This is a genomic window from Hydrocarboniphaga sp. FW305-C-57, from assembly GCF_058783045.1.
In genome coordinates this window covers 64467-77150 of record NZ_JBYSYG010000003.1, presented here as the reverse complement: position 1 = coordinate 77150, position 12684 = coordinate 64467, and the positions used below count along the sequence as shown (strand labels likewise).

General features: G+C 65.9%; 10 protein-coding genes. 3 read left to right on the top strand and 7 right to left on the bottom strand.

The annotated features are described in order from the left end of the window. Positions 1-27 precede the first annotated feature (27 nt). On the bottom strand, positions 28-774 hold the full coding sequence (locus tag AC3WUM_RS07675; protein WP_492409627.1) for a glucose 1-dehydrogenase: 747 nt from the start codon (positions 772-774) through the stop codon (positions 28-30). A 223-nt stretch (positions 775-997) separates the two neighbouring features. On the opposite strand from AC3WUM_RS07675, the gene AC3WUM_RS07670 reads away from it, so the two are divergent. Beyond that, entirely contained in the window at positions 998-1861 is an 864-nt protein-coding gene (locus tag AC3WUM_RS07670; RefSeq protein WP_492409626.1) for a LysR family transcriptional regulator, read from the top strand. A gap of 200 nt (positions 1862-2061) precedes the next feature. Here the strand turns inward: AC3WUM_RS07670 and AC3WUM_RS07665 are convergent, their stop codons facing one another. Together AC3WUM_RS07665 and AC3WUM_RS07660 are read right to left on the bottom strand one after the other, a co-directional pair. After that, positions 2062-2364 carry a putative quinol monooxygenase gene (locus AC3WUM_RS07665; RefSeq protein WP_492409625.1) on the bottom strand — a complete coding sequence of 101 codons (303 nt, stop codon included), beginning with the start codon at positions 2362-2364 and terminating at the stop codon, positions 2062-2064. Between the two features lie 65 nt (positions 2365-2429). Beyond that, positions 2430-3446: an NADP-dependent oxidoreductase gene (locus AC3WUM_RS07660; protein WP_492409624.1), complete on the bottom strand. Its 1017-nt coding sequence runs from the start codon at positions 3444-3446 to the stop codon at positions 2430-2432. Positions 3447-3525: 79 nt separating this feature from the next. On the opposite strand from AC3WUM_RS07660, the gene AC3WUM_RS07655 reads away from it, so the two are divergent. Continuing rightward, the gene (locus AC3WUM_RS07655; protein WP_492409623.1) at positions 3526-4470 is read left to right on the top strand and encodes a LysR family transcriptional regulator; all 945 of its coding nucleotides are present in this window, start codon (positions 3526-3528) and stop codon (positions 4468-4470) included. Between the two features lie 319 nt (positions 4471-4789). On the opposite strand, the gene guaA is transcribed toward AC3WUM_RS07655, so the two are convergent. Beyond that, on the bottom strand, positions 4790-6376 hold the full coding sequence (gene guaA / locus AC3WUM_RS07650) for a glutamine-hydrolyzing GMP synthase (protein ID WP_492409622.1): 1587 nt from the start codon (positions 6374-6376) through the stop codon (positions 4790-4792). A gap of 14 nt (positions 6377-6390) precedes the next feature. Continuing rightward, entirely contained in the window at positions 6391-7878 is a 1488-nt protein-coding gene (guaB, locus tag AC3WUM_RS07645) for an IMP dehydrogenase (RefSeq protein ID WP_492409621.1), read from the bottom strand. Positions 7879-7990: 112 nt separating this feature from the next. Between guaB and xseA the strand changes: the two genes are divergently transcribed. Then, positions 7991-9319, top strand: a complete 1329-nt coding sequence (gene xseA, locus AC3WUM_RS07640; RefSeq protein ID WP_492409620.1) for an exodeoxyribonuclease VII large subunit — start codon at positions 7991-7993, stop codon at positions 9317-9319. A 30-nt stretch (positions 9320-9349) separates the two neighbouring features. Here the strand turns inward: xseA and AC3WUM_RS07635 are convergent, their stop codons facing one another. Then, positions 9350-10756: an Ig-like domain-containing protein gene (locus tag AC3WUM_RS07635; RefSeq protein ID WP_492409619.1), complete on the bottom strand. Its 1407-nt coding sequence runs from the start codon at positions 10754-10756 to the stop codon at positions 9350-9352. Between the two features lie 48 nt (positions 10757-10804). After that, the gene (aspS, locus tag AC3WUM_RS07630; RefSeq protein ID WP_492409618.1) at positions 10805-12634 is read right to left on the bottom strand and encodes an aspartate--tRNA ligase; all 1830 of its coding nucleotides are present in this window, start codon (positions 12632-12634) and stop codon (positions 10805-10807) included. Positions 12635-12684: the final 50 nt, after the last annotated feature.

The window sequence follows — 12684 nt, the reverse complement described above, 5'->3', positions numbered from 1 at the left end:
TCTTGCGGGCCGTAGCGAAGGATCGCCTTAGCGCATGCCGCCGGATGCCATGATGCATTCGCCGGTCACCCACCCCGCGTCGTCGGACGCAAGGAACGACACGATCGACGCGACATCCTTGACCTGGCCAATGCGACCAAGCGGCGTCTGCTGCTCGTTCCACGTCTGGAACTCGGAACCCATGACACCCGCGGCGTGCGTACCGTCCGTCTCGATCAATCCGGGATTGACTGCGTTGACGCGGATACCTCGCGGGCCAAGCTCGCGCGACAGGACGCCCGTGATCGCATCGATTGCGCCCTTCGTTCCGCTGTAGATCGCGCTTTCCACCGGAAGAACGCGTGTGACAAACGAGCTGATGTTGATGATGCTTGCGCCCTCGCGCAGGAAAGGCGCTGCGACACCAGTGACGAGTAGGGGTCCGAGCACGTTGATGTCGAATTGCTGGCGGTACAGCTCTTCCGTGCTCGCCTCGATCTTGGCGAACTGATAAATGCCCGAGTTATTCACCAACACATCCAGTCGACCGAAACTGTCGATGGTCGCCTTGACGAGCGCCTCGACACCGGATCGCTTGCGGACATCGGCCTGTACCGCCAACGCGCGCCCACCTGCAGCTTCGATTTCGGCGACCACCTTCTCCGCCGCACTCTCGTCAGTTGCGTAGTTCACTACTACCTGCGCCCCGTCATTCGCCAGTCGGCGGGCGATTCCTGCACCGATGCCCTTTGAAGCGCCCGTCACCAAGGCGACTTTGTCGTTCAACCTGCTCATGCTCTTTGACTCCAGATGAATCACGGGGATTGGCGGTGGCAGCCGATGGCGGCCGAAGGCCCCTTGCATGGCGGATCAGGAAGAAGAAGAGCCGAGTCGACCGACCTGGCTTCCGTGTAAGGGAGCCGCCAATGCAAGGACGCGCATAGTGCGACTGACAGTGTTGTTTGTGCACTGCCATTTCTGCATATTCCGCGTACATATTTGAACGGCTGGAATGGCGATGGAATGGAGCGATGTCAGGATCTTTCTAGCCGTCGCACGCGCAGGTTCTCTGGGTGAGGCGGCCCGGCGCCTCAACGTGAGCCACCCTACGGTCGGTCGGCGGATAAAGGCGCTCGAAGAGGAGGCCGAGCAGCCACTCTTCCGCCGGACCAAGGACGGCCTGGTGCTCACGGATGCAGGGGACCGAGTGCTGTCGCTCGCTGAGTCCATGGAGAACTCAGCGCTCTCCATGGAGCGTCGCCTGACGGGCAACCATGAAAGACTCGAAGGCATCCTTCGGGTATCGTCGGCAGACTGGTTCGCAGCCTTCGTTCTCGCTCCAGTCTTCGTGGAGATGGGGCGGCTTCACCCTGCCGTGGTTCCGGAAGTCATCGCGAGCTACCGTCTCCTGGATCTCACCCGTCGTGAAGCGGACCTTGCTTTTCGCATCGTTCCATTCAGCGAACCTGACATCGTCCAGCGACGCCTGATGACGATGCACTATGGCTTGTACGGAACGGCGGATACGGTCGCGGCGGTGAGAGGCGATCCAGCGTCTGTAGGTCTCATCCTGATGAACTCCGCACAGAGCCATTTTCCGGACGTGGCCTGGCTTATCGAGCGGTTTCCCGATTCGTCGCGTGTATTCACCAGCACGAGCCGTAGCGTGCAAGCCCAGATGTGCCTCCGCGGGCGTGGGATCGCAGTTCTGCCGCGGCCGCTAGGCGATGGAACAGCGGGGCTCCAGCGCATCGAGGCCCTGGGCGCCCCGCCCACGAGGGACATCTGGGTCGGATATCACCAGGACCTCAGGCACATGGACCGGTTGAGAGCCATGCTTGAGGTGACGGAGAAGATGTTGAGCAACGGGTCGCCTGGCTAGCTGTCCCCCGCATCACGAGGCAGTAAGACGCTGGATCGCGTCCAAAACGGAAGGGACGAAAGTGATCAGCAGTCTCAAGCGATCAACTACAAGCTGCATGATTTCGACGGCGGCCCTGTCTCGGCTTTCCAAGACATCGGCTCGATAGTGGAGCGCCGCTTTCTCGCGAATACAAACGCGGTGCGGGTCGCCTGGAAGGTTCAGGCGTCCGCCAAGGCTCGCTCGCGCGTCGCGTCGTACTTTCTGATATCCGCCGAGAGCCGCTGTCCCCATCGCGTCACAAAGGCGATGGTGTCGGCGGCCGCCAGGTGGGCGCTCAGGGCCTGCTGGTCTCGCCAGCGCTCCATCACGAGCAGCCGCCCGCGAGACGGGTCAACCACGGCGGCGTCATAGGACATGACGCCGTCTCGCTCGCGGGCGGCTTCGGCGAGGTTGGCGAGGTCGCGGGTGAAGGTCTGCAGGTCCGAGGGCGGGACCTGCACGTAACCAGTGACGATGATCATGGCGAGCGACTCCAGAAGCTCGAACAAAGAAAACGGAGCCCGCTGCGAGGGCAGGCGCGTCGGAGTCAGGAGACGGTCAGGACGATCTTGCCCTGAATGCCGCCCTTGGCGACACGCTGATGCGCGCTCGAAGCTTCCGACAGCGGAAAGACGCTGTCGATCACCACGCGAACGGCCCCCTGGTCGAGCAATGCGGCGGCCGTCGCCAGCTGCGCGCCGTTCGAGCGGACCTGGGTCGACGAGACCCTGATCCCGCGCTTTGCCGCCGCATCGCGGCCCTCGAAGCCCAGCGGGTTGACCAGGAACAGGGCGCCGCCAGGCTTGATCACGCTCAGGAAGCGCTCCATCCGTGGACCGCCCACCGCATCGAGCACCAAGTCGACATCCCGGACGACCGTTTCGACAGCGGTTTTTCCGTAATCGATGAACTGCTCGACTCCGAACTCGCCAAGCATCGCCGCGTTCTTGGCTGAGGCCACGGCGATCACCCGCGCGCCGCGCGCCTTGGCCAGCTGCGCCGCCAGATGGCCGACGCCCCCGCCCGCGCCGTTGATCAGCACGGTCCGGCCCTCAAGCTCGACCGGCTCATGCGGGAAGTCCTGGAAGGGATTGGGCGCGTCGTGGCCAAGCTCGACCAGGAACTGCCACGCCGTCAGCAGGGACATCGGCGCGGCGGCCGCGTGAATATGATCCAGCCTGGCAGGCTTGTGGGCCAGGTGCGAGGCCGGCGCGCTGACATACTCGGCATAGGCGCCGCCGCCGGTCATCACACCCTCGGGGAAACGCACCATGCCGTAGACCTCGTCGCCGACCTTGAAACCCTCGACGTCGGCAGCCGTCGCTTCGACCACGCCGGCGATGTCGGTGCCCAGGATCAGCGGGAAGTCGGCGTTCGGCCGCCATTCGGGCGGCAGGGCGCGATAGCCGTCGCGTAGATACCAGTCCGGCGGATTGAGGCCTACGGCCCGGACACGGACCAAGACCTCGCCCGGCCGGACGTCGGGCTTGGGCGCATCTTCGTAAGTCAGCACATCAGGTCCGCCAAAGGCGTGCAGTCGAACCGCTTTCATCGTCTCGCTCATGATTTTCTCCTTGCGAGGCAATATATCGGCTAGCACCGGAGTTGATAACGAGGCCCGAAATCAGTTTTATAGTTCCGCCATGGAACGAATAAGCCTCGACCGTCTCACCGGTTTGATCGCGTTCGCGCGCGTCGGCGCGCTGGGCAGCTATGCGGCGGCGGCGCGGTCGCTGTCGATATCCCCCTCGGCGGTCAGCAAAAGCATCCAGCGACTCGAGCAGCGCCTGGGGGTCTCCCTGTTCACGAGGACGACGCGCTCGCTGGCGTTCACGCCCGAAGGTCGCGACCTCCACGAGCGAGCCTTGAATCTGATCCGCCAGGCCGAGGAAATCGAGCAGATGGCGCTGACGGCGCGCTCGGCACCTCGCGGCGCGCTGCGGGTGGCCACCTCCCTGCCAATCGGTCTGCACGTGATCGCACCCGCCCTGCCCGGGTTCCGGCGGCGCTTCCCTGACGTGACGATCGATCTTCGGCTCGGGGACCAGATGACCGATCTGATCGACGAAGGGATCGACGTCGCCGTTCGTATCGGTGACCTCCCGGACAGCCGCCTGCTGTCGCGCAAGCTGGCGCCGTATCGGCTGTGCTGCCTTGCATCACCAGCCTACCTCGCCGAGCGCGGCGCGCCCTTGCATCCGCACGACCTCGAAGGCCACGACACGGTCAACCTGCGCTACCAGAGCACGGGACAGATGTTCCGCTGGCCCTTCAGGATCGGCGACCAGGAAATCGAGATCCTGCCGCGGTCCGACATCGTCGTGGATGCGAGCGAGGGGGTGATGGCCGCGCTCGTCGCGGGCGGCGGGATCGGCATCGGCGCGTCGTTCGCCGCCGCGCCCTATATCGCGCGCGGAGAGCTGTCGCCGGTGCTCATCGAATTCGCGATCGAACGGCGGAATATCACCGCGCTATGGCCCGAGAGCCGACGCAGCAATCCAGCGGTCCGCGCCTTCCTGGACATGCTCGAACCGGCCTTCGAACACAGGGTGACCGTGTCGGACTTGGCCAACACCGGGCCGTGGTGATGGCTAAGCACGATGACGGCCAGGCGGCGTCGAGCGCCCGGGAGCAGGCTTTGGCCAACGCGGCGGCTCTGGCAGGACATTCATGGAAACCAGGCTCTGGTTGCGCACGACACCGACATTGAAGTGGACCGCAGTAAGACCGCCCGTAATGCGATCGGCTTCGGCGATGGCAGCGCGAAGGGCTTGTACGCCGGTGGCGTCGGCTGGGATTGCGTGGGCAGTGATGCCCTCGATCTACGGCATCGTTCAGTATCTATAGAAACAGCAGAATCGCCGAAGCTACGACGCAGTATCCGACGCTATTCAAACCTACGACCCGTCACTCCCACTCGATCGTCGCGGGCGGCTTGCCGGAGACGTCGTACACCACGCGCGAAACGCCGGCGATCTCGTTGACGATGCGGCGCGAGCAGACGTCGAGCAGCTCGTACGGCAGATGCGCCCAGTGCGCGGTCATGAAGTCGATGGTCTGCACCGCACGCAGCGCGATGACGGGCTCGTAGCGGCGGCCGTCGCCGGTCACGCCGACCGACTTCACGGGCAGGAATACCGCGAAGGCCTGGCTGGTCTTGTCGTACCAGCCCGAGCGGCGCAGCTCTTCGATGAAGATGTGATCGGCCAGGCGCAGCGTGTCGGCCGCGGCCTTGGTGACTTCACCGAGGATGCGCACTCCCAGGCCCGGGCCCGGGAACGGATGGCGATAGACCATCTCGTGCGGCAGTCCGAGCTCGACGCCGATCTTGCGCACCTCGTCCTTGAACAGCTCGCGCAGCGGCTCGACGAGCTTGAGCTTCATGTGCTCGGGCAGGCCACCGACGTTGTGATGGCTCTTGATCACGTGCGCCTTGCCGGTCTTGGCACCAGCGCTTTCGATCACGTCCGGATAGATCGTGCCTTGCGCGAGGAACTGCACGTTGTCGATCTTGCTCGACTCTTCGTCGAACACGTCGACGAAGAGCTTGCCGATGATCTTGCGCTTGGCTTCGGGATCGCTGACGCCCGCGAGCGCTTCGAGAAAGCGCTGCTCGGCGTTCACACGGATGACTTTCACGCCAAGATTCTTGGCGAAGATCTGCATGACCTGATCGCCTTCCTGGTGGCGCAGCAGGCCGTGATCGACGAACACGCAGGTCAGCTGCTTGCCGATCGCCTTGTGCAGCAGCGCGGCGACGACGGACGAATCGACGCCGCCCGAAAGGCCCAGCAGCACGTGGCCATCACCGACCTGCGCACGCACGCGCGCGATCGCGTCGTCGATGATGCTGTCGGGCTTCCAGGCGTTGCCGCAGCCGCAGATTTCGTGCACGAAGCGCGAGTAGATGCGTTCGCCCTGCTTGGTGTGCGTGACTTCGGCGTGGAACTGCAGGCCGTAGTAGCCGCGCGTTTCGTCGGCCATGCCGGCGAGCGGCAGATCGGGCGTCGAGGCGATGCACTTGAAGCCTTCGGGCAGCTGCACGACGCGATCGCCGTGGCTCATCCAGACATCGAGCAGGCCATGGCCTTCGGCGTTGACGCGGTCCTCGATGCCCTTGAGCAGCTGCGAATGACCGCGCGCGCGAACCTCCGCGTAACCGAATTCCTTCTGATCGTGCGGCTCGACCACGCCGCCGAAAGTGTGCGCCATCACCTGCATGCCGTAGCAGATGCCGAGCACCGGCACGCCGAGTTCCCACACCGCAGCCGGCGGACGCGGCGAGCCTGACGCCGCGACCGACTCCGGGCTCCCCGAGAGGATGATGCCCTTCGGAGCAAACTCGCGAATGGCCGCGTCGGCCATGTCGTAGGGATGCAGCTCGCAGTAGACGCCGAGCTCGCGCACGCGACGCGCGATCAGCTGGGTGAGCTGGCTGCCGAAGTCGAGGATCAGGATCCGGTCGGCATGAATGTTTGCAGCTTGGGCGGACATCAAAGGCTCTCAGCTCAGCCGACGCGGTAGTTCGGCGCTTCTTTGGTGATCGTCACGTCGTGGACGTGGCTCTCCTTGATGCCGGCCGACGTGATCTTCACGAAACGCGTCTTGGTGCGCATGTCGTGAATGCTCAGGCAGCCCGTGTAGCCCATGCTCGCGCGCAGGCCGCCGATCATCTGATGCACGATCGCACCCATCGGGCCCTTGTAGGGCACGCGGCCTTCGATGCCTTCCGGAACCAGCTTCTCGACTTCGCTCGTGGTGTCCTGGAAGTAGCGGTCCTTGGAACCCTGGGCCTGCGCCATCGCGCCCATGCTGCCCATGCCGCGATAGGCCTTGTACGAGCGGCCCTGGTAGAGCTCGACTTCGCCGGGGGCTTCCTCGGTGCCCGCGAGCATCGAGCCGACCATCACGCAGTACGCACCGGCCGCGATCGCCTTGGCGAAGTCGCCCGAGTAGCGCACGCCGCCGTCGGAAATCAGCGGAATGTTGCGGCCGCGCAGCGCGTCGGCCACCGACATCACCGCGCTGATCTGCGGAACGCCGACGCCCGCGACCACGCGCGTGGTGCAGATGGAGCCCGGGCCGATGCCGACCTTGACCGCGTCGGCGCCCGCATCGACGAGCGCAAGCGCGGCGTCGCCGGTGGCGATGTTGCCGCCGATCACCTGCAGATCGCCGTAGCGCTTCTTGATCGCGGTGACGCGATCGAGCACGCCCTTGCTGTGCCCATGCGCGGTATCGACGATGACGACGTCGACGCCCGCTTCGACGAGCGCGGCGACGCGCTCTTCGGTGTCGCCACCGGTGCCGACCGCGGCGCCGACGCGCAGGCGGCCGTGCTCGTCCTTCGAGGCATTCGGATAGTCGGTGGACTTCTGGATGTCCTTCACCGTGATCATGCCGCGCAGCTGGAAGGCGTCGTTGACCACGAGCACCTTCTCGATGCGGTGCTGGTGCAGCTTGGCGATGACCTCTTCCTTGCTCGCGCCTTCCTTCACCGTCACGAGGCGCTGCTTCGGCGTCATGATGCTCGACACCGGCTGGTCGTAGCGCGTCTCGAAGCGCAGGTCGCGCGAGGTGACGATACCGACGAGCTGGTTGCCCTCCACCACCGGTACGCCCGAGAAGCGATGCGCGCGCGTCAGTGCGAGCACTTCGCCGATGGTCATGCTCGGATTCACCGTGACCGGATCGACGATCACGCCGGCCTCGAACTTCTTGACCGCGCGAACCTCGGCGGCCTGGCGTTCGGCCGTCATGTTCTTGTGGACGATGCCGATGCCGCCTTCCTGCGCGAGCGCGATCGCGAGCTTGGATTCGGTGACCGTATCCATGGCCGCGGACAGCAGCGGAATGTTGAGGGTGATGCGCGAGGTCAGCGGGGTGCGAAGATCGACCTGCCTGGGCAGCACTTCCGAGTACGCGGGCTGCAGCAGCACGTCGTCGAAAGTGAGGGCTTCTAGATCGATGCGGGAGTCTTGGGAAAGACGCGACATGAACGGCTCCGGCAAAGCGACATTATACAGATGCGGTTTCCGCATGGGGCCTCCGGAGCAGGCATCCGCAAACCGGCTTTAATAATCCGGCAGACGCCTCCCATAATCGCGGATGCCTACCGCCACCACGGTCTACGCCGTTTCCGAACTCACCGAAATCCTGCGCGCCCTCGTCGAGGACGCGCTGCCCTCGGTCTGGGTCGAGGGCGAAATCTCGAACCTGTCCAAGCCGAGCTCCGGGCATTGGTACTTCACGCTCAAGGACGGCCGCGCGCAGATGCGCTGCGTGATGTTCCGCAACCGCAACTTCCTCGTGCGTCCGCTGCCGCGCGACGGCGACCAGGTGCGCGTGCGTGCCCAGCCGAGCGTCTACACCGCGCGCGGCGACCTGCAGCTGATCTGCGAGGCGATGGAACCGGCCGGCCAGGGCGCCCTGCTGCTGGCCTACGAGAAGCTCAAGGCCAAGCTGCAGGCCGAAGGCCTGTTCGACCCGGCGATCAAGCGTCCGATTCCGCCGGTTCCGCGCGCGATCGGGCTCATCACCTCGGCGACCGGCGCGGCCGTGCAGGACGTGCTGACCGCCCTCGCCCGCCGCTTTCCACTGACCACGGTTTACCTGCATCCGGTGCCGGTCCAGGGCGCCGAGGCGGCGCCGGCCATCGTCCGCGCGCTGCAGAAACTGCCCGCGCTCGCGCCGGTCGATGTCGTGCTGCTCGTGCGCGGCGGCGGCTCGCTCGAAGATCTCTGGGCCTTCAACGAAGAAGCCGTCGCGCGCGCAATCCGCGCCTGCGCCAGGCCGGTGGTCTGCGGCGTCGGCCACGAAGTGGATTTCACGATCGCCGATTTCGCCGCCGACCTGCGCGCGCCGACGCCGACCGCCGCGGCCGAGCTCGCGAGCCCGAACCTGACCGACTGGGAGCAGCGCCTCGACGTCGCCGAGCGCCGGATCGAACTGAGCCTGGGCCAGCAGCAGAACGCTCGCCGCGACCGGCTACGGCAGATGGAACATCGGCTGCGCCAGCTGCATCCGGGCCGCCGCCTGCAGGAGCGCGCCCAGCGCCTCGACGAACTCGAGCTGCGCCTGAGCCAGCGCCAGCGCCAGCTCGTGGCCGCGTTGCACGAACGCCTGCGCGGACACCGGGCGCGGCTGGCGGCGCTGCGCCTCGACGCGCGCCTGCTGCGACTCGAGGAGCGCCGCCACGCGCTGGAGCTGCGCCTGCACCAAGCGATGCGCAGCGCGCTGCAGGCACCCTCGGAACGCCTCGCGAGCTTCGATGCGCTGCTGTCGAGCCTGAATCCGCAGGCCGTGCTGGGCCGCGGCTATGCGATCGCCCGCGATCGTAGCGGCGCCATCCTGCGCAATCCGGAGACGGTGAAGTTGAACGAGGAAGTCGAGCTGCAGCTCGCCGAAGGCAGCCTGCAGCTGACCCGGCTGCGCTGAACGCGAGCCGGGCCCGGGTCGACGCAGGACTTACTCGGCGGCCGGAGCCGGAGTGACCGTGACCGTGGTCTTGATCGGCGCCGTGACCGTGGTGCCGTCGATCGCGGTATTCGGCGTGGCGGTGATCTCGGCGGTATCGGTTTCGGTGAGCCCCGCCGCCGACTGCATCAGACCAGTCGGGTTGCCCGCCGGGAATGCCACAACCGTCGTATCGGCCGAGCTCCAGGTGACTTGGCGCGTGATCGGCTGCGTCCGCGCGCCATTGTCGAACGTCCCCTGCGCGGTGAACTGCTGGGTCTCGCCCGACACCACGCTCGGCGTCAACGGATCGATCGTGAAGCTGGTCAGATCGCCGGCCACCGGCGTGATCGACAGCGGGTTGCTCGTGTAAGCGGCGGTCTCGCCCTCGTCGGTCTGGTCGCCGTCGTCGTTGAGGTCGATGGCGCAGCAGACGGCCTGGACCGGCACCGCAGCGCCGGCCTTGAGGGCAGTGACGACACCGGTGCCGACCGACACGCGCGACGCGGCATCGGAGTCGGTCGAGTCGTTGGTACGCGAAAACGCGGACTGGGAAGTCAGATCCTGGGGCTCGATGCCCTCGCCGAAATTGGCCTTGAGCGTCAGCCGCTCATTGGTGCCGACGATCAGCTCGCCGCCGTTGAAACCCTCCTCGTGCGTTAAATCCAGCGACTGCGGCACGGCCACGTTCACGGTGGTGCTGACCACCTGATTGCAATACGGCAGCGTGAGTTCGAGCGTCAGCGGGCTGCCCGTGACGCCCAGGGCGGTGATGACCGGAACGGCGCTCGAAACGGTGACCGTGGCCAGCGTGTCGCTGACCGGGTTGAACGCCGCCTTCACGAGCTGCGTGCCGCCCGCTGTCGTCAGGTTGGTCTCGACGCCACCGAGCTTGGCCATGAGCTGCAGGCCCTGCCGCGAATGCAGCGTGAGGGTGGGATCGGCCGGCGTGATCGTGAAATCGGTCGGAGTGCCGACCTTGACCGTGATCGCGGCCTGCAGGTCGAGATAGTTCGCGCGTATCGTCGTCTCGCCGACGTTGCCGGCCACGATGACGCCCTTGCCGAGCATGAGCGTGGAATCGATCGGGCTGGCGATGTCGCCATTGCTGACGCGGGCGACGGCCGGATTGTCGGAGCTCCAGTCCGCCCGCGCCGTGAAGTCGCCGATGTCGTCGTCGCCACGCGTGAAGGTGCCGAACAGGTTCAGCGACCGCGGAGCGCACTGGTAGGCGTCCACATCGGTGTACTGGTCCTGGATTCCTTCGAGCGTGTTCGAGAACTCCGCCGGCACGATGTGGATCCGGTCCAGCGAGTTGCCGTCTCCGACGCCGTTGCAAGCGGCGAGCGCGACCGCTCCGGCCGATGCGGCGAATGCCGCCATGAGCGAGGACAGGGGACGGCGGATCGACTTCGACATGCGGCGGACTTCCTTCGTGACCTGATGAGTGGCTGGCGGCGGATCGGCTCAGGCCGATCCGGCAGGCGCCGCGCCGCCGGTGTTTCCTGGCGTAACGGTTTGTGCGGCGCCCTTGGGCTGGACAGTCGAACGGATCGACAGTTCACGCAATTGACGCGCATCGACCGTGCTCGGCGCCTTGGTCATCGGGTCGTGGGCGGTCTGCGTCTTCGGGAAGGCGATGACTTCGCGGATCGAGTTGGCACCCGCCATCAGCATGACCAGGCGGTCGATGCCGAGCGCGATGCCGCCGTGCGGCGGAGCGCCGTAGGACAGCGCTTCGAGCAGGAAGCCGAACTTCTCCTGCTGCTCCTCGGGCGAAATGCCGAGCAGGTCGAACACCGCCTGCTGCACGTCGGCGCGATGGATACGCACGCTGCCGCCGCCGATCTCGATGCCGTTGAGCACGATGTCGTAGCCCTGGCTGATGATCGTGCCCGGGTTGTTGCGCACTTCCTGCGCGTCGAACTGCTTGGGCGCCGTGAACGGATGGTGCAGCGACACCCAGCGCCCATCGTCCTCCTCGAACATCGGCCAGTCCACCACCCACAGTGCGGCCCAGCCGCCACGCGTGATGCCGAGATCGACGCCGACCTTCAGGCGCAGCGCACCGAGCGCGTCGCAGACGACCTTGAACTTGTCGGCACCGAAAAACAGGATGTCGCCGTCGACCGCGCCGGTGCGTTCGAGGATGCCGGCCAGCGCCGCGTCGGACAGGTTCTTGACGATCGGCGACTGCAGGCCATCGCGGCCCTTGGCCTTCTCGTTGACCTTGATCCAGGCCAGGCCACGCGCGCCGTACTGGGTGACGAACTGGGTGTAGCCGTCGATCTGGCCGCGCGAGAGCTTCTCGCCGCCGGCCGGAACGCGCAGTACCGCGACGCGGCACTTCGGGTCTTTCGCCGGGTTGGCGAAGACCTTGAAGTCGGAATCGGCGACCAGGTCCTTGATCTCGACGAGTTCGAGCGGGTTGCGCAGGTCGGGCTTGTCCGAGCCGTAGCGGCCCATCGCATCGGCGTAGCTCATGTGCGGCAGCGTGCCAAGATCGACGTTCATGACCTCGCGGAACAGGTCCACGAACATGCCTTCGATCATCGACATGATTTCGGTCATCGAGAGGAAAGAGGTCTCGACGTCGAGCTGGGTGAATTCGGGCTGGCGATCGGCGCGCAGGTCTTCGTCGCGGAAGCAGCGGGCGATCTGGTAGTAGCGATCCAGGCCCGACACCATCAGCAGCTGCTTGAACAGCTGCGGCGACTGCGGCAGCGCGAAAAAGCTGCCCTGGTGCGTGCGGCTCGGCACCAGATAGTCGCGCGCACCCTCGGGCGTCGCACGCGTGAGGATCGGCGTTTCCACGTCGACGAAGCCGTTGGCATCCATGTAGTTGCGGATGCGGCGGATCACGTCGTGGCGCAGGCGCAGGTTCTTCTGCATCTGCGGGCGGCGCAGGTCGATGTAGCGGAAGGCCAGGCGCGTGTCTTCGCCCACCGAGTCGTCGTCGATCTGGAACGGCGGCGTCTCGGAGCGGTTCAGCACCTCGAGTTCCTTGCCGAGCAGCTCGACCTTGCCGCTGGTCAGGTTGGCGTTCTCGGTGCCGGCCGGGCGCGGACGCACGCGGCCGGTGATCTTGACCACGTATTCCGAACGCAGGCGATCGGCCGCGGCGAAGGCTTCGGCGGTATCCGGATCGAACACGCACTGCAGCACACCTTCACGATCGCGCAGATCGATGAAGATCACGCCGCCATGATCCCGGCGGCGATGAACCCAGCCGCAGACGGAGACGGTTTCGCCGGTCAGCGCTTCGGTGACCTGGCCGCAGTAGTGGGAACGCATCATGGTTGGAATCGGATTGGGAGAACGGAGCGGGCCCGGCGAGGGCTTCCGCG